Consider the following 25,159-nt stretch of genomic DNA (forward strand, 5'->3'; position numbering starts at 1 on the left):
TCAATCTAAAAAAGAAGCAACTAGATCTGGATCTCGGCCAATTATGGCTTTTCCATCTTTTACAACAATAGGACGCTCGATTAAAATTGGGTTTTCAGTCATTGTAATTATAATTTGATCATCGCTTAGAGTTTTACCTTTAAAGTTTTCAATCCAGATTTTTTCTTTGGTTCTAACCAATTGAATAGGTTCAATATTAAGCTGTTTTAATAGTACTTTTAATTCGTTAAAAGAAGGTGTTTGGGTTAAATAAGGAATGATTTCAAATTCTTGGTTGGTTTGTTCAATAAAAGCAAGGCAGGTTCTTGATTTTCCGCATCTCGGATTGTGATAAATTTGTATCATTTTGTTATATTTAATCGTTCAAATATTCGTAAAATAAAAAAGAGGTATTTTAGCAATATCAAATGTAAGATTAACTTATCGAATTTGAATTCTCATTTTTTAAAATTTAAGATTTATGTTTTTAGAGCAAGGAATTAAACCTGAAAATAAGTTTTGGAAATATCTTTTAGGTTCTGTTTTTATTATTGCGGCTTCTTTTGTTGGGCAAATTCCGATTACTGCTGCCGTGTTTTATAAAACAGCCGTTGAAAAAAAAACATTTCCAACTACTAATGAGGGGGTGATGAAAATGTTTGAATCTAATACAACACTTTTTCTAGTAATGATTTCCTTTATTTTTGCCTTTGCTGGAATTTATTTTGTAGTAAAATATATTCATCATCAAACTTTATTGTCGGTTACAACATCAAGATCAAAAGTAGACTGGAAAAGAATTAGTTTTTCTTTCTTTATATGGACAATCTTTTCGTTGTTGAGTTTTTTGTTTGTATATCTTAAATCTCCTGAAAATTTTGTGCTGAATTTTGATTTAGTTCCTTTCTTGATTTTGGTTGTTTTAGGAACTATTTTAATTCCAATTCAGACAAGTACTGAAGAATATGTTTTTAGAGGTTATTTGATGCAGGGATTTGCAAATTTAGCTCGCAACAGATGGTTTCCGCTTTTAATGACTTCGGTTATTTTTGGTTCGATGCACTGGGCAAATCCGGAGGTGGTTAAAATGGGAAATATCATAATGATTTATTATATAGGAACAGGTTTGTTCTTAGGAGTGATTACCTTAATGGATGAAGGAATGGAGCTGGCACTCGGATTTCATGCTGCTAATAATCTCATAGGAGCATTATTGGTAACTTCGGACTGGTCTGTCTTTCAAACACATTCTATATTTAAAGATCTTTCAGAACCTTCAGCGGGAATAGATGTTATTCTGCCAGTTGTAGTGATTTATCCTATTTTACTTTTTATCTTTAGTAAAAAATACGGTTGGACGAATTGGAAAGAAAGATTAACAGGAGATATTCAAGATGTCGAAGTAAAACAATAAAATATGCAAAATTTAACGCAACATAAAGTTCATAATTATTTTAAGTTAAACGGCTATCATTTAAACGCAAAAGATTTGTGTCAAATAGCATACGGCTATATAAAAGAAGGAGATACCTACGAACAGTCAATAGGGGAGTTCTTTTTGGATTGGTTTGATAAAAAAGATTATATAGAAATGACCACTTCGGGAACTACGGGACTTCCGAAATTGGTTCGTTTAGAAAAACAGGCTATGATACAGTCTGCTTTGGCAACAGGAGATTTTTTCGATTTAAAACCAGGAGATAAAGCTTTATTATGTCTTCCAACGCAATTTATTGCAGGAAAAATGATGCTGGTACGAAGTCTAATTTTAGGATTGGAATTAGATATTGTTTCGCCAAGTCTGCATCCATTAGCATTAAACTCTACAATTTATGATTTTGTTGCGATGGTACCGCTTCAGGTTCAAAATTCAATTGAGGAACTTTCAAATGTTCGTAAATTGATTATTGGTGGAGCAAAACTAGATTCTTCTCTAGAAGAAAAACTTTTACCATTAAAAACAACTGAAATCTACGAAACTTATGGAATGACCGAAACAATTACGCATATTGCAGCTAAACGCTTAGGTGATTCTGTTTTTTCTATTTTGCCGAATGTTAAAATTTCTCAGGACGATCGTCAATGTTTAGTTATTCATGTTTCAACAATTTCAGATGAACCAATTGTGACTAATGATTTGGTAGAATTATTAAATGAACAGCAATTTATCTTTTTGGGAAGAATTGATAATGTAATCAATAGTGGAGGAGTTAAGCTGATTCCGGAACAGATTGAAGCTAAGTTGATTGGTAAAATCAATAATAGATTCTTTGTGACGGGGCTTCCGGATACTACTTTAGGAGAAAAATTAGTTTTGGTTGTTGAAGGAGAAAAACAAGAATTTGCTCCCGATTTTTTTGATGTCTTAGGAAAATATGAAAAACCAAAAGAAATAGTTTTTGTTTCCAAATTCAAGGAAAACGAAAATGGAAAGTTGCTTCGTAAACCAACTCTGCAAGAGTAAAATTCCAAAAATAAAAAAATCCAAATTCCAAGCTTAAAATTGGAATTTGGATTTTTAGTATTGAGTTATTCCAAAATAAATTAGAATTTGGAATTTGAGTATTGGAATTTATTTTTTGCGTTCCATCAATGCCATATAGAATCCGTCAAAACCAGATTCTGAAGCTAACATTTTACGATCTTCAATAAAAGTAAATTGTTGTCCGATTTCTGTTTTTAAGAATTTCTCCACTTGCTCCTGATTTTCTGAAGGTAAAACAGAACAAGTTGCATAAACTAATTTTCCGCCTGGTTTTACAATTTTAGAATAGCTTTCTAAAACTTCGCTCTGAACTTTACGGATATTATCGATAAATTCAGGCTGTAATTTCCATTTAGAATCCGGATTTCTTTTTAAAACTCCTAATCCGCTACAAGGCGCGTCGATTAAAACACGATCTGCTTTTTCGTGTAATTTTTTTATCACTTTAGTGCTGTCGATAATGCGGTATTCAATATTGAAAGCGCCGTTTCTTTTAGCTCTTAGTTTTAATTGCTTTAATTTACTTTCATACAAATCCATTGCAATCAGCTGTCCTTTGTTTTCCATTAAAGAAGCCATGTGCAATGTTTTTCCTCCAGCACCAGCACAAGTATCTACTACTCGCATTCCTGGTTTTACGTCTAGAAATCCTGCAACTAATTGTGAGTTGGCATCCTGTACTTCAAAAAGGCCTTGTTTGAAAGCGTCAGTTAAAAATACGTTTGCTCTTTCTTTTAAGACAAGAGCTTCTGGCTGGTCTTTTAAATATTCTGTTTCAATATTTAAATCCATCAAAGTGTTTCTAAGGCTTTCTTTAGTTCCTTTTAAAGTATTCGTTCTAAGAATCACTTTTGCAGGCTGATTCTGTGCCGCAATTTCTTTTGCCCAGACTTTTTCGCCTAGTTCTTTTACGCCCAATTCATCCATCCAGTCTGGAATAGATTCTTTAAGTGCTCTGTTTTTAGACAATTCGTCAAAACGGCCTTTTATTTTTCTTTCAGGAGTTCCTTCCAATTGTCTCCAATCTGGAATTGGATAACCGCGAAGAACAGCCCAAACGGCAAACATTCTCCATAAATTATCTCTGTCATAAGGCTCCTTAACTTCTGCAATTTCAGCGTATAGTCGTTTCCATCGAACAATCTCGTATATGGTTTCAGCAACAAATTTACGGTCAGAACTTCCCCAACGTTTGTCTTTTTTTAATGCTCTAGCTACAACTTTGTCTGCATATTCTCCTTCATTGAAAATAGCATTCAAAGAATCGATTGTCGTATAAACTAAATTTCTGTGTAATCTCATTTTATTTATTTGAAGTGCAAAGGTAGTATTAATTGATTGAAAGTTAAATTTTTAATACTGAATCTTGTTTCTGATTCTCATTAAAAGAAAAAACACTCTAAGTTAAGAGTGTTTTTTTGAATTATAGAAAAGCGTTTTTTATTTAATAATACGCGTTAATCCAATATTCTCTGGAGCATGAAGCACCATTGGGAACTTCTCTATTTTGACAGAACTGCTGTCTAATCCAAAAGCTCTTTCTTCAGATAAGCTCAGTTTTTTGATAAAGAAATAAGAATTCATGATAATGTTTTCATGCCATCTTAAATCATTGTCGTTCGATAAGAATTTTTCAGATAATACAAATTTGAAGTCTCCAATAATATTGTTTTTGTTTAAAGATTCGTAACGGCTGGTAATATCAACTTCGCCACGTTTTACCATGTCTTTGATAACTTCTCTAAACATTAAATTGATTTTGGTTGGCTCTCTAAAACCTAAATTAAAGTCAATTCTGTAAATGTCATCTTTAGCGATTTCTGTTACTTTATACTGTGTTTTATAAGGTTCAGTCAAAATGTTAACGTGAACAAACCAATAGATATCTGCTCTTTTTGGACGCTTTTGAAGAATAGAATAAATGATTTTTTCCTCCAATTCATCAACACGATTAGCATTAGTCATATAAACTAAATGCGTTGCATATTTTGGAATAGATAAATCTTGGCTCAATTCTACTAAGACTTGTTTGTAATCGTCAACTTTAACAACTTTTGTATAGTTTTTATTGATTTTCTTCGCTAAATACCAAATGGTCATTACAGAAATCAACATGCTTGCAATGATTAATGTTACATAACCTCCTTCGGCAAACTTGGTGATATTAGCAAAAAGGAAACTGAATTCGATTAACAAATAAATGGTAATCAACGGAACCATGAAGTATAGCTTTACACGTTTCATGATTAGATAATAATTCAACAAAATAGTCGTCATGATCATGCAGAGAATAATGGCAAGACCATAAGCATGTTCCATATTTCCTGATTTTTCGAAGTGTAAAACAATTCCAACACAACCAAAAAACAATAACCAGTTAATTGATGGGATATATAGCTGACCTTTTACTTCTGTTGGATATTTGATTTTTACTTTTGGCCAGAAATTCAGACGCATTGCTTCATTGATCAAGGTAAATGAACCGCTAATCAATGCTTGAGATGCAATCACGGCAGCTAAAGTTGCCACTACAATTCCAAAGGGTAAAAACCAATGTGGCATAATTAAGTAAAACGGATTTCCATTTTCTCCTCCTAATTGCTGTAAGGTGTTTCCTTCGTGGTGGATTAAATAAGCGGCTTGTCCAAAGTAGTTTAAAACCAAAGTTGTTTTTACAAACATCCAGCTTATTCTAATGTTTTTTCTACCACAGTGTCCCATATCTGAATATAAAGCCTCAGCTCCTGTTGTACATAAAAATACAAATCCAAGAACAAAGAAACCATCAGGATGTACCGTTAATAAATGGTATGCGTAATAAGGATTTATGGCTTTAATAACTTCTGGGTAATTAATAACCTGAATAGTTCCTAAAGTTCCAAGCATAGCAAACCAGATTAACATCATTGGAGCAAAGAATTTACCAACTAGTTTAGTTCCGAATTGCTGAATAGTGAAAAGAACAAACAAGATCGAAATTACAATATATACAATAGTTTGCGTCTCCATTGTAGGATAGAAAGCTCTAATTCCTTCTACTGCTGATGAAATCGAAATGGGTGGTGTTATGATTCCGTCTGCAAGCAGGGCACTTCCTCCAATTATGGCGGGCACGATTAGCCATTGAATTTTTGTTTTCTTGACTAAGGCGTAAAGTGCAAAAATTCCACCTTCACCATGATTGTCTGCACTTAAAGTAATAAGTACATATTTAATTGTAGTTTGTAATGTCAGCGTCCAAAAAACACAAGAAATACCTCCTAAAACAATATCAGCATTTATGGTGTGATTGCCCAAAATAGCCTTCATTACGTATAATGGAGAGGTTCCAATATCTCCATAAATAATCCCTAAAGTAATCAATAAACCCCCAATAGACAACTTACTATGTAAGTTTTTATGCGATGCGCTCATGTATATTTTTATAAAAGACGGTTGCAAATTTACTGTTTTAAAACAAATTAGCCGCTATTATAATTAAAAAGATAAAAAAAAGCACAATCGTAAAATTGTGCTTTTAAATCTATATGTAAATTGAAAGATTCTTAACCTCTTCTTCCGCCACCACCTCTAGAGTTTGAGCCACTTTCTCTTTGAGATTGTCCTCCTCCACGAGATTCTTGGCTTACTCTTGGAGATTCTGAACGCTGTTGGCTTTGTGCGGGTCTAGCCGAATATTCTCTGTTAGAATTAGATCTGTTTTCAGAATTGCTTCTTGGTGCTTCAGCTCTTTGAACTGGGGCAGATGGTGTGTTGCTAACTCTGTTTTGAGAATAGTTTCTAGAATTTTCTGATCTCTGAGTTGACATTTCACGATTAACATTTCCTCTGTTTTCTGAATTCCCTCTAGAAGTCATTCCTGAATTGTTATTTCTCGATTCTGTTCTTGGAGTATTTTCAACTCTTGCTGCATTGTTTCCTCTGTTGGAGTAGTCCCTATTTACAGTTCCTTCTGTGTTTCTATTCGCAGTTCTGTTGGTAGAGTTGTATGTTCCGTTGTTTCTGTCTACAGAAGTTCTGCCTGTTGTGTTTCTGTTTTCAGCATAATTTCTATTTGAAGTTCTGTTGTCAGAAGATATAGGTCTTGCTGTGTTTCCTCTATTAGTGTTATAGCTGTTTCTGTTTGCTTCTCTACTTGATACACGTCTTTGATCTAAATCATATCTGTTACTTACATTAGAATGTCTTTCAGCAAAGCTGTAGTTTGGTCTCATTCTTTCATATCCGTAAGTACGTCTTGTTTCGTAAATCACAGGAGCTCTATAACTTCTTCTCACATTTACATAGTTGTAGCTGTTATGAACATTGATACAAACATTTACATTGTTTCTGTATCTGTAAACTGGGTAAGGTCTCCAAGCTGTGTAATATGTTGGATAATACCCCCAATACCATGTTGAATAGTAAGGTCTGTAATTAGTAACCCAGAAAGAAGTATAAATTACAGGGGCAACACTATAAACAGGCTCATAAATATAATTTGATCCATATAAATAAGAGTTACCTACAATCTGTACACTTACTTTGTTGTAATTATCTCTCTCAACATCAATAGTTGCAACGTCTTGGTAAACATCACGGTCTAAAACGGCTTGAATGATTACCACGTGAGTTCTATCTTCTACACTTTCGATTACACGAAGGTAATCTACTTCATCATCACCATTAAGATCAAGGTTTGAAATTTGATATTTTGGATCGTTTAATCTTCTTTCAAAATCTTGAAGGTTTGCAGATTCTCCAAACATGGAAGCAACGGCTCTTAAATCTAAATTATCGCTTATATCTGAATTTTTTGCGTAAACTGTAGTTTGACTCTGTGCCGCACAAGAACCAAAAACTATCGCTGTGATCGCTATTAAAAGTAATTTCGTTTTCATGACTAAATCATATTAAATTGTTTGTACTTGGAGATATCCAATTACTGTGCCATAAATTTATTTGCTAAATGTGGTGAGTGTAATGAACAGTATATTAGTTGATTACGTTTTGTTTGTTCTTTTCTGAATGTAATCGGTTGCATAAAAGTATGGACTTATTATTTCTTGAAAATGAGCTAAACCTATTTGAGATGTTATAAATAATCGTATTTTAGCGTTAACCAAATTTAAATTCCTTATGAAAAAACTAGTTTTATTTTGCAGTATTTTTATTTTATTGATGTCTTTTGGAACATTTAATTCTAAAACTAAAGTTGCCTATAATAGTGGTTTTACATCAATGACAGTAGATACTTTATTTAAAGATAGAATTAGCATTAGAGCCATTTTGGTTGATAAAAATAAAATTTGGTATGGAGCTGATAATTCACGTTTCGGTTATTATGATTTAACTAAAAATGAAAAATTTGAAGAGCATATTTATCGTGATACTTTAAATTTGGAATTTAGAAGTATCGCACAGACTTCTAAAGATATTTTTCTGCTTAGTGTAGCCAATCCCGCTTTACTTTATGCTGTTTCCAAAAAAGACAATAAAGTTAAATTAGTATATAAAGAAGTTAATCCAAAAGTTTTTTATGATAGTATGCAGTTTTGGAATGATAAAGAAGGAATTGCAATTGGCGATCCAACAGAAGACACTTTCTCTGTTATTGTAACTCGTGACGGAGGAGAAACTTGGACAAAACTATTGTCAGATAAATTACCTACAAATTCTGTTGGTGAAGGAGCTTTTGCAGCAAGCAATACTAATATTGTTATAAAAGGAAATGATACTTGGCTGGTTTCTGGTGGAAAAAAAGCACGTGTTTTTTATTCTTCTGATAAAGCAAAAACATGGAAAGTGGTAGAAACGCCAATTGTGCAGGGAAAAGAAATGACCGGTATTTTTACGGCAGATTTTTACGATTCCAAACAAGGTTTTATTGCAGGAGGAGATTATGATCTTCCAAACAACAGAAGTGACAATAAAGCCTTTACTAAAGATGGCGGTAAAACTTGGGAATTGATTGGCCAGAATATGGGATTTGGCTATGCGTCTTGTGTACAATATGTTCCTGGAGGAAATGGACGAGAAATTATTTGTGTGGGTTCTGAAGGAATACAATATTCTCAAAATGGTGGGGAAAACTGGATGCAGTTATCTACTGATACAAAACTTTTTACAATTCGTTTTATAAATAGAAACACTGCAATTGCAGCGGGGCATAACAAAGTAGTTCGACTGAACTTTAAATAAAAAAAAATAAGAACCCTAAATAATAAAGTAAGTATTATTATATAGGGTTCTTATCGCTGTTGTTTCTTTATTGAAATTTAATCTTTGCCGGCTTTATCTCGATATTGCTGCAGTAATTTTCGATTGAAATCGTCTTCAGATTTTTTAAGCTTTAATATTTTTTTTGCCGAAAGTATTTTCTTCAAACTCGCCATGTATTTTTCACGAAGTACATACAATTCTTTATCTGTGCTTTCAATTTGAGATAATAACGTTACAGCGTCTTTTTCAGATAGATTATTGATGTTGTCATCGTTTAATTTCCGAATGTAGGTTTTCATTTTTAAATGCTTCAGATCAAATTGTTTGTCATCATAAGCATTGTATATCGGCCAGAATTTTTCGGCTTCTGTTGAAGTTAATTCTAATTCCGTTGTTAAAAATGAAACTTTAAAAGCTTTGATTTTTTCGCGTTTTTCATCGATTTTTCCATTTTGAGCAAAAAAGGAAAAACTAGTCAGAAAGATCAGGAGCGGTAAAATATTTTTTATTTTCATTGTAAAGTAAAGTTGGAGTTAAGTCTAAGTTTAGTTCTGTTCTGAAATTAAGTGTTCTATATTTGGACTTGTAGATAAAATATCTTCTATAGTTTCATCTTCAAGAGTAATATCATTATTTAATTTTTCAATATCGCTGTTATCTAATTTCTGAATTAGGTCATATTGGGTCAAATTAGACTGATAGGATAAATAAGTTTCTAAAGCTGCTTCGTCAAGATCATTTGATGTTGCTTTGTAATTATTTACAATCGGAATCATTAATGCTAAACCAATAACTGCAGCTGCGGTTAAAGAAAGTACTTTTTTACGTTTGTAAAACGGAATCACTTTAACCTCTTTTTCGTTTAATTGCTGTAAAACTTTTTCTGGAAAATTATCAAAATAATGTTCTGGAGTTTTAAATCCAGATTTTATTTTGGGTTCGTTTTCTAATTTAAATGTTTTCATAATACCTATAAGATAGTTTTAGTTACAAAAGGTTTAATTTGATGTAACATATAATTCGATTTTTTTAACTGCGTGATGATAAGATGCCTTAAGTGCTCCAACAGAAGTTCCTAAGATTTCTGCAATTTCTTCATATTTTAATTCTTCAAAATATTTCATTTTGAAAACTAATTGCTGTTTTTCCGGAAGTGTTACAATTGCTTTTTGAAGTTTGATTTGAATTTCATCTCCATCAAAATAAAGATCTGCTTTTAGATTGTCGATGGTTTTGTTCTGCAAATCTTCTGATGAAATCCCGCTTAATTTTGCCTTTTGAGATAAAAAAGTCAAAGCTTCGTTTGTGGCAATACGATACATCCAGGAGAAAAGTTTACTTTCACCTTTAAAGTTTTTAAGATATTGAAAGACTTTTACAAAAGTATTCTGTAAAACATCGTCTGCATCGTCATGATTCAAAACAATATTTCGAATATGAGAATACAAAGGTCTCTGATAATCAGACAAGAGTTTTTGAAACGCGGTATTCTGCGTTTCAGGGTTTAATAACTGTTTTATAAATTCCTTCTCGTCTATCAAACTTTTTGTTTTGTAAACTTTAATATAGGTTGGACTGAATTTAAAACAAAAGGTTTAATCAATCCTAAAATTTAGAATTCAGATTCTTCTTCCTGTGCTGGAGTTGTCGTAGCTGGCGTCTGAGTTGCTGGCTTTTTTTGTACGGGTTTAGGTTGCACTGGTTTAGGCTGTACAGGCTCAGTTTGCGTTTGTTCTGATTGTTCAGTTTGTGTTTCTGGAGAGTATACAGGGCTACTAACTACAGGTTCTGCTTTAGGAATAATCGGGAAGTAAATTTCAGTTACCAATTTAGAAGAACCTTTTACATCCAATTTACTTAAAGTTAAGATTTCAAGATGTGACCAGCTTAATTGTGGAGTGATTTTTCCGTTGTTTATAAAAGCTGTTGTTTTGGCAATAGCTTCATTTCTGTGAGAATAATCTCCAGTTAGTGTTGTTTTTACAGCATCAAATCCATTTAGTTTTCCAGATAAAATGTCACTTCCGGAACTAATTGAAATTTCTTTATTGATTGGAAGGCAAATTGATATTTTGGCTAAACCAGTTTTAGTGTCGTAAGTGTGGTAAATAATAAAAGGTTTTCCACTTGTAGATAACCCATTTGTTTCACTGAAATGGATAAGTTTCGGAATTACAATTCGAGCATTTTTGCTGACTTTTTCAATTTCACTTGTAAAAGTCTGGCGAATGTAAGGTGTCTCTGTTTTTTTTACTAAACCATCGACTTTGATAGCATAAGTTTTGGTTTCGTAGTCAAGGTTTTTGTCAATATTGGCTAAGCTTTTTTCGTAAATAGTTCCAATAACTTTATTAGAACCTCCGTGTAAAGCAGTGTAAATTTTAAATAGAAAACTCATAGTTCCTTTTGCTTTCCAGGTCACTTTAGTTTTTCCGTTTAAAGTGTCTTTTAAAGTCCAAGAAACATCGGCTTCAGTGCCATCATATTGCATTTTTTGTTCAATGCTTTCGCCTTCTTTTGTTTTAAGAGTGATTGCATTTCCTTTTCCATCAGCTCCATCCCAATAAAAAGAAGCGCCATTTCCACTTGTTTTGTTAGGGAAAGTCATTTTTATAGATGGATCTTCAACTGACCAAGATTCAAAATCTTCATAATTTCTAAAGTCATTAAGATAACTGTAAACCGTTGCACGAGGCGAGTTAATTACTTTACTTCTTTCTACATCAAAGATTCCTTTTTGAGTAGCAACAAAAACAGTAAGGGCAACAAGGCTTAATAACGCGAAAAGAAATAAATACTTAAGAATCTTCATTGGTAGGTTGTTTGATTTCGTAAAGTTATAAATTTATCATGAGTCTTACTAATAACCAAAAATTATTAGGTTTTATTTTGTTTGAATGAATTTTTAATTCAGAAAAGACTCTTTTGCGCTCAAAAAATAATTATCTCTTAAAAAAGATTTTGATTAAAAATAAAATGGCAATGAAAAGCAAAAAAACAAGCAATACTTTGTAATTTCCTTTGTAAAAGATCTTATGCAGTGCCAGATCTCTTCGATAAGCAAATATCATTATGATTACAAACGCAATAAAAAAACACACTCCAAATAGTATTTGTCCTTGACTAAACATAGCTTTAAAAATTATTTTTGGCAAATTTAGAGAATTGAATATGATTTGAAGCTAATAACCGTTTCATTTAATGTAATTTTATTTTAGTATTATGTTTAAGTGAATTAAATTAGCAAAAAAAAAAGAAAACTACTATATGAAAAAACAACTCGACGCCGTAACAGAATTTCACACTGCTTTTAAAATTGGACACAGTACAACTCCAACTGCCGATTTAGGAGCTGAGAAGAAATTACTTCGTTATAACTTAATGAAAGAAGAAAACGAAGAATACTATGAGGCGGTTCAAAATAATGATTTAGTTGAAATTGCAGATGCTCTTGGTGATATGATGTATATTTTATGCGGTACCATTATTGAGCACGGATTACAAGATAAAATCGAAGCTGTTTTTGATGAAATTCAACGCAGTAATATGAGTAAATTAGGCGAAGACGGCCAACCGATTTACAGAGAAGATGGTAAAGTAATGAAAGGTCCGAATTATTTTAAACCAGATTTTTCAAAATTATTCTAAAAATAAAAAACCCGATAAAAACAAATTTATCGGGTTTCTCTTTTTATATGGTTTTGGATTATTGCACCTTAACTGTCCATCCGTAAGTATCTTCAGAAAGTTTGTTTTGAAGACTTGTTAATTTTTCTTTTAAGAATGAAGCGTATGAATTCTCGATTGGAGCCATTTCATAGTATTCATCTTGATAAGAAAATCCTTTGATTACACTGATAACTGCGGCAGTTCCTGCACCAAAGATTTCTTTTAAAGATCCGTTTTTAGCTGCTTCAACTAATTCTGAAACGATTACTGGACGAACTTCAACATTTAATCCTTCTTTTTCAGCCATAGCAATCAAACTTTTTCGGGTAACACCATCTAAAATTCTTTCGCTTGTTGGAGCTGTTAATAAAGTATCGTTAATTCTGAAGAAAACGTTCATTGTTCCCGCTTCTTCCAATTTTGTGTGTGTAGCATCATCAGTCCAGATAACTTGTTGGAAACCGTCTTTGTTTGCCAAGTTAGTTGGGTAAAACTGTGCTGCATAGTTTCCTGCTGCTTTTGCAGCACCAATTCCTCCATTTGCAGCTCTACTGTAATGTTCAGCAATAATTACTTTTACTTCACCTCCGTAATATGCTTTTGCGGGAGAAAGTAAGATCATGAATTTATATTCGTCAGATGGATTTGCGATAACTCCAGGCCCTGTAGCAATCATAAAAGGACGGATGTACATACTTGCACCGTTTCCTCTTTGAATCCATTCTTTATCCAATTTCAATAATTCGTTTAAACCATCCATAAAAATAGCTTCAGGTACTTCTGGCATAGCCATTCTTACTGCAGAGCTGTTAAAACGTTTGTAGTTTTCATCTGGTCTAAACAACCAAACATCATTATTGTCATCTTTATAAGCTTTCATTCCTTCAAAAATAGCTTGTCCATAATGGAAGACTTTTGAAGATGGATCCATCAAAATAGGAGCGTAAGGTTTAATGACAGGATTTTGCCATTGTCCGTTTTTAAAATCGCATTCGAATAAATGGTCTGTAAATACAGCACCAAAACTTAAGTTGTCAAAATCTACTTCATTGATCTTTGTAGAAGTAGCTTTTATGATTTCAATTTTGCTTGTTTGAGTTGTACTCATAAGTTGTGTAAGTTTTTTTTGTGAGATATTTTTTCGCCTTAGAAAGTCTAAAGTGATGATATCATGTAAAATAGAATTTATTGAATACAAAATTAAGTAAAATTATGTAAAAAGCTTAGTGAAAATTCATTATTTATACCTTTTGACTGAGATTTATTTATCCTATAATAAACTCAAATATTTAATTGATTTTTATAAATAATTTATGAAAAAAGTATCGTTTTTTAAGGCTTTACGCATTAGTTTTGACTAATTTTGAATGTAAATAAAGCTTGAAAATCAATAATAAGCTACTGTAAATTTCGAAAAAAGTGAAAAGAGAAATAATTAAAACGTTAGATGGTTCAACTACAATTCGTTTGCCAGAATGGGATGAATGTTATCATTCTAAGCATGGAGCAATTCAGGAAGCAAAACATGTGTTTATAAAAAACGGACTTTCATTATTTGATGAATCTGTAAGTGTATTAGAGATTGGTTTTGGAACAGGTTTAAATGCTTTTATTACTTTTTTAGAGTCTGTTAGAAAAAAACAGCATATAGATTATGTTGGAGTAGAAGCTTATCCAGTTGATGCTGATGAAATTTTAGAAATGAATTACGTTGCAGAACTTGACGCATTGGAATTTGAGAACATTTTCGAGAAAATGCATAAGACAGAATGGAATCAAAAGACAGAAATTTGCGACCAGTTCTTATTAACTAAAAGAAAACAATTTTTTCACGAAATAAACGATTTCGAGACTTTTGATTTGATTTACTTTGACGCCTTCGGATACAGGGTTCAACCAGAACTTTGGAGTACGGAGATTTTTCAGAAAATGTACAATAGTTTAAAACCAAACGGAATTCTTGTTACTTATGCAGCACGCGGAGTTGTTAAAAGAAGTATGATTGAAGTTGGATTTATTGTAGAAAAATTAGCAGGCCCTCCAGGTAAAAGAGAAATGTTTCGAGCCTTTAAGAAGGTATAAATGAATTGTTTAGAATGATTCTATATTGATTTATTTATTTTAAGAAAACGTATTCGTTGCTAAAGTTTTGAAAAAAAATAGTTAAAAAGAGATTTTATATATGATTAATGTTTAAATTTGGTGCGAGTTTAAAAATAGAGATAACCCCCAAAAATCTTGTTTTATTATGTCAAAAATGATGTTCGATTACACGAAATCAATACTTGAAAGAGTAAGTTTCGATCCGGTGCTTTTCTGCAAAGAGTTAGAAAAAGCTATCAAAACACTGTTACCATACGAAATGGAACAATTACAAGAATGGCTGTTGAATTTCATAATTGAAAAGCCAGAATTAAAACCAAGTCTACAACTAATTAAAGTATAAAAAGAAAGGAGCCTAATTGGCTCCTTTTTTTATGACTGCTTTTTTTGTAGCGGACTAATGATTTGAACATTCTGAAAAACAATGGCACCTTTTATAACGCCAGCAATTGTAGATCGGAGTGCATCAATGATTTGCATTTTTAATTCGCTCTTAGGGTAAATCAAACTTACCTCACGAGCTGGTTTTGGTTCCTTAAAGTTTCGAAGTTTCAGTTTATCGGATTCTTTTAAGTCTAAGGTGTGCAAGTACGGAAGTAATGTTGTGCCAAGGCCTTCGTCTGCTAATTTAATCAGGGTTTCAAAACTACCGCTTTGAATCTGGAAATTAGATTGGTCAGCGTCTGAAACGCTTTTGCATAAATTTAAAATACCGTCTCTAAAACAATGTCCGTCTTGTAGCAATAAGATTTCATTTAAATTTAAATCAGCCACTTCAATTTCTTCTTTTTGAAAACTTGCATGACCTTCAGGAATATAAGCTACAAAAGGCTCAAAGTATAATACAATTTCTTTGATTTTCTCATCTTCTAAAGGTGTTGCGGCAATGGCAGCGTCTAAATGACCATTTTTTAATTTTAAAATGATTTCCTCTGTATTTAACTCTTCAATTAAAAGTTTAACTTTTGGATATTTCTTAATGAAGTTATTCAAGAACATTGGCAGGATAGTAGGCATAATAGTCGGAATTATTCCTAAACGAAATTCCCCTCCAATAAAACCTTTTTGCTGCTCTACTATATCTTTGATACGATCGGCTTCATTTACAATATTTTTAGCCTGGTTTACTATTTTTTGACCAATATCGGTAAGCTGAATTGGTTTTTTGCTTCTGTCAAAAATTAAGATGTTGAGTTCTTCTTCGATCTTTTGTATTTGCATACTTAAAGTAGGCTGTGTGACAAAGCATTTTTCAGCAGCAAGTGTGAAGTTTTTATGCTCGGCTACAGCTAACACATATTGTAATTGAGTTATAGTCATATTGATAATAAATTTTGATACAAAAATAAGAAAATATAATTTTTATTTATATAAATTTTCTTTAAGTTACTTTAAATTTGTAGTAAATTAGTGTAAAAAAACAGATTATGAAAACAAATATATTAGGATTACCTGTAAAAGAATCAGAATTATTAGTAAAAGAATTGAATGTATTGTTGTCAAACTTTCAGGTGTATTATCAAAATTTGAGAGGGATTCACTGGAATATTCGAGGAAAACGTTTTTTTGATTTACATGTAAAATTCGAAGAACTATATACAGATGCACAACTAAAAATTGATATGATAGCGGAGAGAGTTTTGACAATTGGAGGAACTCCATTACATACTTTTGAAGATTATATTAAAAACAATAAATTGGCAGTAGGTAAAAATATTTCAAACGATGAAAAAGCCGTTCAGTTAATTGTTCATTCGTTATCAGATTTATTAAAAATTGAAAGAGAGATATTAAACAAATCGGATGAAATTAACGATGAAGGAACCAATTCTATGATGAGTGACTTTATTTCTGAGCAGGAAAAAACAATCTGGATGATGAATGCATGGCTTGAAGAGACTCTTTAAGATCTTGTTTTTTTAATAAATTAGAAGCAGAACGGCATAAAAATTGCGTTCTGCTTTTTTGTTTTTGTTAAATTTCTATAAAAATCTCTTTGATTTTATTTGTTTAACGCTATTTTTGTTTCGATGAAATTTGTAGCCCGCATATTATTATTCATATTCATTGCCTTCTTATCGACCCCGACAATTGTTCAGGCGATTAAGAAAGGGAATAGTGCGGCTGTATCTTTTAGTATTGCAGAAGAGGAAGTGCATAAAGAACTTAAAAATGTAATGCATCCTTCCATTCTTGAGCATGAAGTTATCATTTCGGTTTATATCGAGAAAAAAACGATTATTTCTGAGAATATTGTAAAACTTGACAATATTTCTCCGAGCATTTTTGCTCCACCTCCCAATTTAGCATAATACTTCCGATTATTTTGATCTTTAACCGCATTTGAACAACAGACGCGGCAAATCTTTTATGAATAATTTTTTTAGTATTGTGTTATGACAAAAAAAATCAATCTTTTTGCCAACCTTAAATCTGATTTTGCTTCAGGTTTAGTGGTTTTCTTGGTCGCTCTTCCATTGTGTTTAGGTATTGCAATGGCTTCTGGAGCACCATTATTTTCTGGAATAATCGCTGGTGTTGTGGGTGGTATCGTTGTTGGATATCTAAGTCAGTCACATATTAGTGTATCAGGTCCAGCAGCTGGGTTAACAGCTATTATTTTAACCGCTATCACTGATTTAGGAGCTTTTGATGTTTTTTTAATGTCTGTTTTTATTGCTGGATTAATTCAATTAGCATTAGGATTTTTAAGAGCCGGAAGTATCTCAAACTATTTTCCAACCAATGTAATTGAGGGAATGCTTGCTGGTATTGGGATTATCATTATCCTAAAACAAATACCGCATGCCTTTGGCTACGATGCAGATTATGAAGGAGATCAGGCTTTTATTCAAAATGATGGAAGTAATTCTTTTTCATTTTTATTTGATGTTCTGAATCATATTCAATTAGGAGCTGTTGTAGTTACTTTGGTTTCGCTTACAATTTTGCTTTGCTGGGAAAGAGTTTCTTTTCTAAAAAGAATAAAATTAGTGCCAGGAGCTTTGGTTGCTGTTATAGTCGGAGTAGTTTTAAACGAAATATTTGTATCAACAGGAAGCACTTTGGCAATTGCAAAAGAACATTTGGTTTCTTTGCCAGTTCCAAAATCTTTTGATGATTTTAAATCAATTATAATTATGCCAAACTTTGCATCGGTTACAAATCCGCAGGTTTGGGTAGTTGCCCTTACAATTGCCATTGTCGCTTCTATTGAAACACTTTTATGTATTGAAGCTTCAGACCGAATGGATGTTCAAAAACGATATACTGATACCAATGTAGAACTTAGAGCGCAGGGTATTGGAAATGTTGTAAGTTCGCTTTTAGGAGGTCTTCCAATGACATCAGTTGTGGTGCGTTCGTCAGCCAATAATAATGCAGGAGCAAAATCAAAAATGTCTACCATTATTCATGGTGTGCTTTTATTAATAAGTGTTTTATCTATCCCTATGATTTTGAACAAAATTCCATTGGCAACTTTGGCAACTGTTTTAATCTTGGTGGGATATAAACTAGCAAAACCAGCAACCTTTATGCATTTCTGGAAAAAGGGTAAATACCAGTTTATCCCTTTTATTGCAACTTTGGTCTTTGTTGTTGCGACAGATTTGCTAAAAGGTGTTGCGTTGGGTATTATTATCAGTATCATTTTTGTTTTGAGAGGAAATCTTAAAAGAGCTTATAACTTCAAAAAAGAAGAATATGAAGACGGAGATGTGATTCATATTGATTTAGCGCAGGAAGTTTCATTTTTAAATAAAGCAGCCATCAAGCAAACTTTAAATGAAATACCCGAAAATTCAAAGGTTATAATTAATGCTCATGATACAGAATATATTGCTCATGATGTTTTGGATTTAATTCGCGAATTCAAAGAAACCAGAGCCATTGATGAAAATATCAAAGTAAAACTAAAAGGCTTTAAAGAAGCTTATGAATTGGAGAATACGCCAGATAATAATAATCATGTTACAATCGAACATTATTATGATGTAGCGAAAAGAGAAGTAGTTCAAAAAGAAGTTGTTAAAGGAGAATAATTAAAATAAGACACTTTTAAGACAAAAGAAGTCTCAAAATTTAGGTAACTTTACCTCAAGTTCTTTTTTTGAGACTATTATAACTAAGAAATTACCACACAAAAAAGAAAAAAATGAGAAAATTTTATGAGCAGTTATTAGAGAATAATAAAAAGTGGGTTGAAACTTCATTAGCAAAAGATCCAAATTATTTTGCTGATTTGGCAAAAGGACAACAACCGCCATTATTATGGATTGGATGTTCTGACAGCCGTGTTCCTGCAAACGAAATTGTTGGTGCAAAACCAGGAGAAGTTTTCGTTCACCGTAACATTGCTAACATGGTTGTTCACTCTGATATGAACATGTTGAGTGTTTTGGATTATGCTGTAAATGTTTTGAAAATTAAACATATTATCGTGTGCGGACATTACGGATGCGGTGGTGTTAAAGCTGCAATGGGACATCAGTCTGTTGGAATTATTGACAACTGGCTTCGTCATATTAAAGATGAATATCGTTTACATGATAAATATTTGAATTCAATTGAGAACGAAGAAGAGCGTTTTAATGCTTTTGTTGAAATCAATGCAAAAGAGCAGGTCTATAACTTAGCAAAAACATCAATTGTTCAAAATGCTTGGAAAAACGGACAAGATTTAATGGTTCACGGCTGGGTTTACGGTTTAAATTCAGGTTTTGTAACTGATTTGAATGTAACCATTAGTTCAAACGAAGAACTGGATTCAGTTTATCAATTAGATCTTTAATAGATATAAAAAAGAAATCGCCTTATAAAGGCGATTTTTTTATTCGTTTTCGTCTAAATTCTCATTAAATGCTGATGGAAGCATTGTTGGGATAAACTTGATTAATATCGGCAGTAACAAACTTCCTCCCGGAAGTAAAAATATAGTCAGAGATGGAATGGTTTTACAAATATCCAGAAGCTGTTTTTTGACTTTCTTCTTTTCTTTGGCATCCAAATCTCTTGTTGTAGAGTAAGCTAGTAAAACTACAAGCTCCTTACTCTGCATAATCTCCCTGATCAATCTGTTTTTATTTCTAACAATCAGTTTTATAACGCTATGCGTCATTTGGTCATAAAAATGTTTAACCGGATTGGAATAATTAAAATAAGGGATTTTCTTTTTATGTGTTGTAATAAAAGTATTGGTTGTGTCCATGCTTTTCGTTACAAAATCATCAGGAACCCCCATTGTTGAGCCTAGAGCATATAAGAAATAAGATTCTTCATTTTCAACGACTCCATCACTCCATAAAGCCATTCCGGCCATGTCGATTAAATAATATTGTTCCAGCCTGTTTTTGAAATAATCCAAATTTAAAGTCTCTAAAGTTTCTACTGTTACTTTTGAGAATTTTGAATATCGAATAGAGGCTTCAAATAGTTTAATCAATAAGTCATCATGTTGTGATTTTACTGTTTTGGTTTTTAAAGCCAACCCAACGATCCCTAAAACAGTTTCTTCAATTCGTTTTAGATATTTTTCTGGAATTTCTCCATGCTCTAAATATTGTCTGAAAGCCAAAGCATCAATAAACAATAGTGCGTTGGTGACCAAATGTGAGAAGTTTTTGCTGATGATACTGTCATTTGTCTGTACTCTCTCGTCGATAATAGTTTCTAAAGAAAGGGAAGGAGTGTCTTTTGGCAATAAAATTTTAAACAGATTAAATCCCTCTGGGTTCATCTGTTTGTAAAACTTTAAAACTTCTGAAATAAAATGAGTCGGTTCTGAATTTCTTTTCTCTAAACAAAAAACATGATAGAGTGTATTGAGTAAGGCAACTTTAGAAATTTCGGTTTTAAACCAGCCTTTTATGGTAATTGGAATCTGGGAATCTATTGCAATAATATGGCCATAAATAAATCCCGTTTCTCTTACTTTGTAGTAAAACGAATCTACTGTTTCAAAAGGAATCGCTTCTGAAAACTTCTGTTCACTAAAAAACTTATCGATCCAGCCTGGTGCTGATGGGTTAATCATTGACTTAATTTTGCTGATGCAAAGCTATGTCTTTTTCTTGTTTTAGAATTCATTTAAAATGAAATAACCACTAGATTTTGTTAAAAATAGTGGTTATTTATGATTTTTCTTATTTGATGATTCCTGCACAGGCAACTCTTCCACCGGCATCTCCAGTTGGCTGGGTTGTAAAGTCATCTTTTCCTGCGTGCACAATTAGACCTTTTCCAAGAATATCTTTGTTGCTGTCTCCGCATCCAATACACCATTCATCTGTAGTCAGCGTAATTGATCCGTTACCTTTTTCATCAGCGGTAAAGTTTCCGATATCTCCTTTATGATATTCTCCAACTCCCCATTTTCCATGTTTTTTGAAAGTAGGATTCCAGTGTCCACCAGCTGAACTTCCATCGGCAGCACTACAATCTGCTTTTTCATGAATGTGAATAGCATGTACTCCAGGCTGTAACCCTGTTATTTTTGCAGTGACAGTAACTTTACCATTTTTTTCTGTAAAAACAGCTGTTCCGCCAACTTTGCTATTGCTTTTTGGTTCTAGAGCAACAGTTAGAGTTTTTGCGTCATTTGATTTGTTATTTGTCTTACAGCCAACGATTAAAGCTGTAATTATAGCGAAAGAAACGATTAGTTTTTTCATATTTACGGGCATTTTTAATTAAAGATTAAGTAAATTTAACATAAAATAACGGAATACTTTAACTCTAAAAGTTAAAAAAAAGTCAAACTATACGTTATAATTTAATATCGATTGAGCACAAAACCCAAAAAAAATGCTTAAATTCGTTATGGTTTCATTGTTCTTTTTTAGAAGCCATACTTTTCTAATTCATTCATTTTTAATATTTAAAGTCATGATGAAAAAGATTTTTACTCTCGTTTTCTTAAGTTCTATATTGCTTTCTTGCAATACTGCTAAAAGTAAAAAAAGTGACAATGTTTCAAAACTTGACGGCACTTGGGAACTGAATTATATTACCGGCCCAAGAATTACCTTTGACGGCCTATTTCCTAATAAAAAACCAACAATCGTTTTTAATACAAAAGAAAATCAGGTTTCAGGAAACAACAGTTGTAATAACTATACAGGGAAACTTGTTGTCGATGGAAACAAAATTGATTTTACACAGCCAATGGCAGTTACTAAAATGATGTGTCTGGATGGCGGTCAAGGAGAAACAACCTATATGAAAACGCTTCAAAAAATAACTTCTTACGATATTACAGATGATGGTAAGACTTTAAATTTTATTTCTGGAGATATTGCAATGATGCGCTTTACTAAAAAATAGTATTATGAAAACGAAACTATCTATTTTGATGTTATTTTTGGCTTTAAGCTTATCTGTTGCAGCACAGGAAAAAACAAAAAAAGAGCTTAAGCAGGAAAGAGAACTCGAAAAACAAAAAGAGGTGCAATCACTTTTAGATACTCAAAATTTTGTTTTTGAAGCACAGAAAGTTACGCCACAAGGTGGTAGATTGATACAATTGGATTACAATACTTATTTTCTAAAATTTAATACCGAAAATACCACTTGTGATCTTCCTTTTTTCGGTCGCGGTTATAATGTAGGATATAATAGTGATGGAGGCATTAAGTTCGAAGGAAAACCGGAAAACATTAAAATTGAGAATAAAAAGAAAAGCACAATTCTAAAGGCGACGGTTCGAGGCAAGAATGATGTTTATGATTTGTTTTTTACCATTTTCTTTAACGGAACAGCTACACTCAATGTGAATAGTAATAATAGAGCCCCAATTTATTATGATGGATTAATAAGTGCTCCAAAAAAAGAAGTAAGTAAATAATGTAAAAACAATATAAATGTGCCTTAACTTCTTTGTTTTTATATGATAAAAAGAATTTTTAGGTTATTGGAGAAAAAAAGGCAAATCGGTTTGCTTTTCTTTTACGGAATATTTACATCTTATGCCCAGGATTTGGAACCAAGGGTTTATGCTAACGTTCCTAAAGATTTAAATGTAATTGCTGCAGGTTATCTTTTCATGAACGGAAATGTACTTACAGATCCGTCGCTACCTATTACGGATTTTACACTTCATAGTCACAATCTAGCTATTAATTATATAAGGACATTTGGCTTGTCCAATAAACTGGCTCGTGTACAGGTTTCACTTCCTTATACTTTTATGGATGGCTCACAAACTAGAATAAACGGAGATGTTTTGACGGGCTCCCGAACTGGTTTCGCAGATATGAAAATCAGATTCGGAATCAATCTTTTGGGCTCGCCAGCTCTTGATAAATCAGAGTTTAGAAATTTTGAACAGAAAACTATTCTGGGAGTCAGTTTAGTAACTTCGGTGCCAACTGGAAAATATTATGACGATAAACAAGTAAATATAGGTACAAATCGTTGGGGATTTAAACTGGAAATTGGAGTTTCTAAACGTTTTGCCCATTTGTATGCTGAAGCTTATGCAGGAATTTGGTTTTATACAGATAATAATGACTTTATGGGAAAAAAGTTGGAGCAGAAATCAACTTACAGTCTTCAGGCTCATGCAAGTTATTATTTCAAAAATCAAATGTGGGTTGGATTTAATACGAATTGGTTTTTTGGAGGAAAAACAATAACCGATGGTGTTGCTGATGATAGCCAGATTGATAATTGGCGAGTAGGAGGGACATTTTCTACGCCTATTGCAAAAGAAAGGTCAGTCAGTTAGATTGCAATATCATGTTGGAGCTTACACTAATAACGGACTTAATTATTACGCTTTATCTCTCGCATATCAATATTCATTTTTTTAGTTTGATAAGTTTTAATGTGTTAAAAATCAGTATATTTGAGTAATGCATATTATTTTTTAAAACAAATTAAAAATTAGAACTATGAAAAAATTAAGTCTTATTCTTATTATGGCCCTTGCCTCATTTTCATCTTATGCACAATCTTCTTTTAAAGAGGATGTAGATGTTTTACAAAGTGTTTACGGAAAATCGAAAAGTGAGCTGGTAAAACAGTATATGAATCTTTCAGATGCGCAATCTACGGCTTTTGCTAAAGTTTACGATGATTATGAAACACAGCGAAAAGCATTAGGTCAGACCAAATTTCAATTAATAAATGATTATGCCGCCAATTATGAAACTCTGACTGATGCTAAAGCAGATGAATTGGCGAAAGGAACTTTAAAAAATCATATTGCTTATGAAAAACTTTACTGTAAAACCTATTCAAAAGCTAAAAAAGCGATAGGGGCAATTAATGCTGCAAAGTTCATTCAATTAGAAGTTTATTTGCAGACTATTATTAGAAGCGAAATATTAGAGGCTATTCCGTTTATCGGAGAATTAGACAAATCAAAAGTTTAATAAAATTTTACTATTGTATAAAACAGAAAAAGGCAGTTATTTCAAATAACTGCCTTTTTTTGTACTCTAAAACTAAGTTATTTAGCTGTTTTTACTTTGTAAATTTCGTTTACCATTCCGTCACGGAAACTGTCTAAAGTAAGTTCCCAAAACATGATACCACCTAATTTTTTAGCTTTTACATATTCTGCTTTAGCTTTGATCGATTTAAGATCATCAGATGTTGCAAAAGTTTTAGTTGAAGCGTTGTACCAGTAAGGTGCTTTTGCTTTATCATCCCAGAAATATTTCCAGCCGTTTGGTTCTGTATAAGTTTTGCTGTAATCTTTAAAGTTAACGCCTTCAACGTGTTTTCCTGCCTGATATAATCCATTGTTAATGTTTTCAACATTAATCCATTGTCTAGTATAGAAAGCACCACCAATTACTAATTTCTCAGCCGGTACGCCTTGTTTTAATAAAAATTCAACAGCACGGTCTGTAGATTCTTCTTTTGGATTTGTACTGTACAATGGAGTATGATGTCCTGTAACCTGAGAATATCCGTTTACTAAATCATAACTCATAATATTGATGCGGTTTACTAATGTCGTAACTGCTTTCCAATCTATAGATTCGTCTAAATATTTTTGGAAACCACCAGCAGCAAAACTCAATTCGTATTTTTTTCCTAGCGTAGTACGTAAGATTTTAACCAATTCAGTGAAGTTAGGTTTGTCAACCGCTTGGTATAAATGACCAGGAAGTCCTTCGATTGCAGGATATTCCCAATCTAAATCTAAACCGTCTACTTTATAAGAATCACTTAATTCTTTTACCGATTTTGCAAATTTTAAGCGGCCTTCAGCAGTAGAAAAAGCAGCTGAACAAGGTTCACAGCCGCCCCATCCGCCTAGAGATACAATAATTTTTAATTGCGGATTCTTAGCTTTTAAAGAAACTAAATGTTTAATTGTAATGGAATCTTTAGGAGAATCAACAGTCAATTTTCCATCTTTTAAATGGCAGAAACTAAAAATAATTTGATTTAGTTTGCCAACTTCATATTGGTCAATAAGTTGAGAATCGCCTGTATAATAGGCAATAATATCCATTTTTTTATTTTTTTGTGCAAAGGTATTGGAGATGCTAATGCACATTAATGCTAATGTAATAAGGGTAATTCGTTTCATTTTTTTGTTTTTAGCGTTTTTGGAATGCTAAATATACTGCAATACGTTCAATAATTAATCGTTTATATAGATCAAAAAATCAATTTTAACGAAAATTTTGCAAATAGTTGCAAAAATATTGCGTGCATTTGTTCTTTTGTTTTTTTGATAAAATAAAAAATAAACCCGCGTAGTTT

At 32.3% G+C, this 25,159-nt stretch carries 27 protein-coding genes; 14 read left to right on the forward strand and 13 right to left on the reverse strand.

Features of this window, described 5'->3' with window-relative positions:
• Positions 1-345 carry an arsenate reductase family protein gene (locus GSY47_RS07940; protein WP_179002754.1) on the reverse strand — a complete coding sequence of 115 codons (345 nt, stop codon included), beginning with the start codon at positions 343-345 and terminating at the stop codon, positions 1-3.
• Positions 346-460: 115 nt separating this feature from the next.
• Here GSY47_RS07940 and GSY47_RS07945 point away from each other — a divergent pair, with 115 nt between their 5' ends.
• Together GSY47_RS07945 and GSY47_RS07950 are read left to right on the forward strand one after the other, a co-directional pair.
• Positions 461-1,393 carry a CPBP family intramembrane glutamic endopeptidase gene (locus GSY47_RS07945; RefSeq protein WP_179002755.1) on the forward strand — a complete coding sequence of 311 codons (933 nt, stop codon included), beginning with the start codon at positions 461-463 and terminating at the stop codon, positions 1,391-1,393.
• A gap of 3 nt (positions 1,394-1,396) precedes the next feature.
• Positions 1,397-2,443, forward strand: a complete 1,047-nt coding sequence (locus GSY47_RS07950; RefSeq protein ID WP_179002756.1) for an AMP-binding protein — start codon at positions 1,397-1,399, stop codon at positions 2,441-2,443.
• A 108-nt stretch (positions 2,444-2,551) separates the two neighbouring features.
• On the opposite strand, the gene GSY47_RS07955 is transcribed toward GSY47_RS07950, so the two are convergent.
• The 3 genes from GSY47_RS07955 to GSY47_RS07965 all read right to left on the reverse strand — a co-directional run bounded on the left by GSY47_RS07955 (position 2,552) and on the right by GSY47_RS07965 (position 7,344).
• A complete protein-coding gene (locus GSY47_RS07955; RefSeq protein ID WP_179002757.1) occupies positions 2,552-3,766 on the reverse strand; it encodes an RsmB/NOP family class I SAM-dependent RNA methyltransferase in 1,215 nt (404 codons plus the stop codon).
• A 138-nt stretch (positions 3,767-3,904) separates the two neighbouring features.
• Positions 3,905-5,878, reverse strand: a complete 1,974-nt coding sequence (locus tag GSY47_RS07960; protein ID WP_179002758.1) for a KUP/HAK/KT family potassium transporter — start codon at positions 5,876-5,878, stop codon at positions 3,905-3,907.
• A 131-nt stretch (positions 5,879-6,009) separates the two neighbouring features.
• On the reverse strand, positions 6,010-7,344 hold the full coding sequence (locus GSY47_RS07965; protein WP_179002759.1) for a hypothetical protein: 1,335 nt from the start codon (positions 7,342-7,344) through the stop codon (positions 6,010-6,012).
• Positions 7,345-7,582: 238 nt separating this feature from the next.
• Between GSY47_RS07965 and GSY47_RS07970 the strand changes: the two genes are divergently transcribed.
• Positions 7,583-8,644, forward strand: coding sequence for a WD40/YVTN/BNR-like repeat-containing protein (locus tag GSY47_RS07970; RefSeq protein ID WP_179002760.1), 1,062 nt, complete (start codon positions 7,583-7,585; stop codon positions 8,642-8,644).
• 77 nt (positions 8,645-8,721) lie between these two features.
• On the opposite strand, the gene GSY47_RS07975 is transcribed toward GSY47_RS07970, so the two are convergent.
• The 4 genes from GSY47_RS07975 to GSY47_RS07990 form a co-directional block, all read right to left on the reverse strand.
• Positions 8,722-9,180 (reverse strand): sensor of ECF-type sigma factor, encoded by a 459-nt coding sequence (locus tag GSY47_RS07975; RefSeq protein ID WP_179002761.1) that lies wholly within the window; start codon positions 9,178-9,180, stop codon positions 8,722-8,724.
• A 30-nt stretch (positions 9,181-9,210) separates the two neighbouring features.
• Entirely contained in the window at positions 9,211-9,630 is a 420-nt protein-coding gene (locus tag GSY47_RS07980; protein WP_179002762.1) for a hypothetical protein, read from the reverse strand.
• A 33-nt stretch (positions 9,631-9,663) separates the two neighbouring features.
• Entirely contained in the window at positions 9,664-10,206 is a 543-nt protein-coding gene (locus tag GSY47_RS07985) for an RNA polymerase sigma factor (RefSeq protein ID WP_091491843.1), read from the reverse strand.
• A 71-nt stretch (positions 10,207-10,277) separates the two neighbouring features.
• A complete protein-coding gene (locus GSY47_RS07990; protein ID WP_179002763.1) occupies positions 10,278-11,477 on the reverse strand; it encodes an SRPBCC family protein in 1,200 nt (399 codons plus the stop codon).
• Positions 11,478-11,932: 455 nt separating this feature from the next.
• Here GSY47_RS07990 and GSY47_RS07995 point away from each other — a divergent pair, with 455 nt between their 5' ends.
• Complete coding sequence (locus tag GSY47_RS07995) at positions 11,933-12,313, forward strand: pyrophosphohydrolase domain-containing protein (protein ID WP_091491839.1); 381 nt, start codon at positions 11,933-11,935, stop codon at positions 12,311-12,313.
• A gap of 58 nt (positions 12,314-12,371) precedes the next feature.
• Here the strand turns inward: GSY47_RS07995 and GSY47_RS08000 are convergent, their stop codons facing one another.
• Positions 12,372-13,442, reverse strand: coding sequence for a branched-chain amino acid aminotransferase (locus GSY47_RS08000; protein WP_179002764.1), 1,071 nt, complete (start codon positions 13,440-13,442; stop codon positions 12,372-12,374).
• Between the two features lie 311 nt (positions 13,443-13,753).
• Between GSY47_RS08000 and mnmD the strand changes: the two genes are divergently transcribed.
• Both mnmD and GSY47_RS08010 read left to right on the forward strand, forming a co-directional pair.
• Positions 13,754-14,416 (forward strand): tRNA (5-methylaminomethyl-2-thiouridine)(34)-methyltransferase MnmD, encoded by a 663-nt coding sequence (mnmD, locus tag GSY47_RS08005; protein WP_179002765.1) that lies wholly within the window; start codon positions 13,754-13,756, stop codon positions 14,414-14,416.
• Positions 14,417-14,582: 166 nt separating this feature from the next.
• Entirely contained in the window at positions 14,583-14,780 is a 198-nt protein-coding gene (locus GSY47_RS08010; protein ID WP_073416676.1) for a hypothetical protein, read from the forward strand.
• Between the two features lie 29 nt (positions 14,781-14,809).
• Here GSY47_RS08010 and GSY47_RS08015 read toward each other — a convergent pair whose 3' ends face one another.
• Positions 14,810-15,757 carry a LysR substrate-binding domain-containing protein gene (locus tag GSY47_RS08015; RefSeq protein WP_179002766.1) on the reverse strand — a complete coding sequence of 316 codons (948 nt, stop codon included), beginning with the start codon at positions 15,755-15,757 and terminating at the stop codon, positions 14,810-14,812.
• 107 nt (positions 15,758-15,864) lie between these two features.
• On the opposite strand from GSY47_RS08015, the gene GSY47_RS08020 reads away from it, so the two are divergent.
• From GSY47_RS08020 to can, 4 genes are all read left to right on the forward strand, one after another.
• Entirely contained in the window at positions 15,865-16,344 is a 480-nt protein-coding gene (locus GSY47_RS08020; RefSeq protein WP_179002767.1) for a Dps family protein, read from the forward strand.
• A gap of 123 nt (positions 16,345-16,467) precedes the next feature.
• Complete coding sequence (locus GSY47_RS08025) at positions 16,468-16,749, forward strand: hypothetical protein (RefSeq protein ID WP_246611287.1); 282 nt, start codon at positions 16,468-16,470, stop codon at positions 16,747-16,749.
• Positions 16,750-16,833: 84 nt separating this feature from the next.
• A complete protein-coding gene (locus tag GSY47_RS08030; RefSeq protein WP_179002769.1) occupies positions 16,834-18,480 on the forward strand; it encodes a SulP family inorganic anion transporter in 1,647 nt (548 codons plus the stop codon).
• Between the two features lie 113 nt (positions 18,481-18,593).
• Positions 18,594-19,229: a carbonate dehydratase gene (can, locus tag GSY47_RS08035; protein WP_109194404.1), complete on the forward strand. Its 636-nt coding sequence runs from the start codon at positions 18,594-18,596 to the stop codon at positions 19,227-19,229.
• A 39-nt stretch (positions 19,230-19,268) separates the two neighbouring features.
• Here can and GSY47_RS08040 read toward each other — a convergent pair whose 3' ends face one another.
• Entirely contained in the window at positions 19,269-20,471 is a 1,203-nt protein-coding gene (locus GSY47_RS08040) for an LETM1-related biofilm-associated protein (RefSeq protein WP_179002770.1), read from the reverse strand.
• A gap of 109 nt (positions 20,472-20,580) precedes the next feature.
• On the reverse strand, positions 20,581-21,108 hold the full coding sequence (locus tag GSY47_RS08045) for a superoxide dismutase family protein (RefSeq protein ID WP_179002771.1): 528 nt from the start codon (positions 21,106-21,108) through the stop codon (positions 20,581-20,583).
• 214 nt (positions 21,109-21,322) lie between these two features.
• On the opposite strand from GSY47_RS08045, the gene GSY47_RS08050 reads away from it, so the two are divergent.
• The 4 genes from GSY47_RS08050 (at position 21,323) to GSY47_RS08065 (ending at position 23,811) form a co-directional block, all read left to right on the forward strand.
• The gene (locus GSY47_RS08050; protein ID WP_179002772.1) at positions 21,323-21,760 is read left to right on the forward strand and encodes an META domain-containing protein; all 438 of its coding nucleotides are present in this window, start codon (positions 21,323-21,325) and stop codon (positions 21,758-21,760) included.
• Positions 21,761-21,764: 4 nt separating this feature from the next.
• A complete protein-coding gene (locus GSY47_RS08055) occupies positions 21,765-22,280 on the forward strand; it encodes a DUF4251 domain-containing protein (RefSeq protein WP_179002773.1) in 516 nt (171 codons plus the stop codon).
• Positions 22,281-22,322: 42 nt separating this feature from the next.
• Positions 22,323-23,162: a transporter gene (locus GSY47_RS08060; RefSeq protein WP_218651392.1), complete on the forward strand. Its 840-nt coding sequence runs from the start codon at positions 22,323-22,325 to the stop codon at positions 23,160-23,162.
• Between the two features lie 166 nt (positions 23,163-23,328).
• On the forward strand, positions 23,329-23,811 hold the full coding sequence (locus GSY47_RS08065; RefSeq protein WP_179002774.1) for a hypothetical protein: 483 nt from the start codon (positions 23,329-23,331) through the stop codon (positions 23,809-23,811).
• A 77-nt stretch (positions 23,812-23,888) separates the two neighbouring features.
• Here the strand turns inward: GSY47_RS08065 and GSY47_RS08070 are convergent, their stop codons facing one another.
• A complete protein-coding gene (locus GSY47_RS08070) occupies positions 23,889-24,983 on the reverse strand; it encodes a glycoside hydrolase family 18 protein (RefSeq protein ID WP_179002775.1) in 1,095 nt (364 codons plus the stop codon).
• Positions 24,984-25,159 lie beyond the last annotated feature (176 nt).

Origin of the sequence: Flavobacterium quisquiliarum (assembly GCF_019308285.1) — a bacterium.
In the GTDB taxonomy this organism is placed as follows: domain Bacteria; phylum Bacteroidota; class Bacteroidia; order Flavobacteriales; family Flavobacteriaceae; genus Flavobacterium; species Flavobacterium quisquiliarum.

Coding starts and splice junctions, on each gene's coding strand:
- GSY47_RS07960 (WP_179002758.1), bottom strand. CDS start 5,878: ATGAGCGCATCGCATAAAAACTTACATAGTAAGTTGTCTATTGGGGGT.
- GSY47_RS07970 (WP_179002760.1), top strand. CDS start 7,583: ATGAAAAAACTAGTTTTATTTTGCAGTATTTTTATTTTATTGATGTCT.
- GSY47_RS08040 (WP_179002770.1), bottom strand. CDS start 20,471: ATGATTAACCCATCAGCACCAGGCTGGATCGATAAGTTTTTTAGTGAA.
- GSY47_RS08030 (WP_179002769.1), top strand. CDS start 16,834: ATGACAAAAAAAATCAATCTTTTTGCCAACCTTAAATCTGATTTTGCT.
- GSY47_RS08070 (WP_179002775.1), bottom strand. CDS start 24,983: ATGAAACGAATTACCCTTATTACATTAGCATTAATGTGCATTAGCATC.
- GSY47_RS07995 (WP_091491839.1), top strand. CDS start 11,933: ATGAAAAAACAACTCGACGCCGTAACAGAATTTCACACTGCTTTTAAA.
- GSY47_RS07955 (WP_179002757.1), bottom strand. CDS start 3,766: ATGAGATTACACAGAAATTTAGTTTATACGACAATCGATTCTTTGAAT.
- GSY47_RS08020 (WP_179002767.1), top strand. CDS start 15,865: ATGAAAACAAATATATTAGGATTACCTGTAAAAGAATCAGAATTATTA.
- GSY47_RS07940 (WP_179002754.1), bottom strand. CDS start 345: ATGATACAAATTTATCACAATCCGAGATGCGGAAAATCAAGAACCTGC.
- GSY47_RS08045 (WP_179002771.1), bottom strand. CDS start 21,108: ATGAAAAAACTAATCGTTTCTTTCGCTATAATTACAGCTTTAATCGTT.
- GSY47_RS07980 (WP_179002762.1), bottom strand. CDS start 9,630: ATGAAAACATTTAAATTAGAAAACGAACCCAAAATAAAATCTGGATTT.
- GSY47_RS08000 (WP_179002764.1), bottom strand. CDS start 13,442: ATGAGTACAACTCAAACAAGCAAAATTGAAATCATAAAAGCTACTTCT.
- GSY47_RS08015 (WP_179002766.1), bottom strand. CDS start 15,757: ATGACTATAACTCAATTACAATATGTGTTAGCTGTAGCCGAGCATAAA.
- GSY47_RS08050 (WP_179002772.1), top strand. CDS start 21,323: ATGATGAAAAAGATTTTTACTCTCGTTTTCTTAAGTTCTATATTGCTT.
- GSY47_RS07945 (WP_179002755.1), top strand. CDS start 461: ATGTTTTTAGAGCAAGGAATTAAACCTGAAAATAAGTTTTGGAAATAT.
- GSY47_RS08025 (WP_246611287.1), top strand. CDS start 16,468: ATGAAATTTGTAGCCCGCATATTATTATTCATATTCATTGCCTTCTTA.
- GSY47_RS07975 (WP_179002761.1), bottom strand. CDS start 9,180: ATGAAAATAAAAAATATTTTACCGCTCCTGATCTTTCTGACTAGTTTT.
- GSY47_RS07990 (WP_179002763.1), bottom strand. CDS start 11,477: ATGAAGATTCTTAAGTATTTATTTCTTTTCGCGTTATTAAGCCTTGTT.
- GSY47_RS08055 (WP_179002773.1), top strand. CDS start 21,765: ATGAAAACGAAACTATCTATTTTGATGTTATTTTTGGCTTTAAGCTTA.
- can (WP_109194404.1), top strand. CDS start 18,594: ATGAGAAAATTTTATGAGCAGTTATTAGAGAATAATAAAAAGTGGGTT.
- GSY47_RS07950 (WP_179002756.1), top strand. CDS start 1,397: ATGCAAAATTTAACGCAACATAAAGTTCATAATTATTTTAAGTTAAAC.
- GSY47_RS07965 (WP_179002759.1), bottom strand. CDS start 7,344: ATGAAAACGAAATTACTTTTAATAGCGATCACAGCGATAGTTTTTGGT.
- GSY47_RS08065 (WP_179002774.1), top strand. CDS start 23,329: ATGAAAAAATTAAGTCTTATTCTTATTATGGCCCTTGCCTCATTTTCA.
- GSY47_RS08010 (WP_073416676.1), top strand. CDS start 14,583: ATGTCAAAAATGATGTTCGATTACACGAAATCAATACTTGAAAGAGTA.
- GSY47_RS08060 (WP_218651392.1), top strand. CDS start 22,323: ATGATAAAAAGAATTTTTAGGTTATTGGAGAAAAAAAGGCAAATCGGT.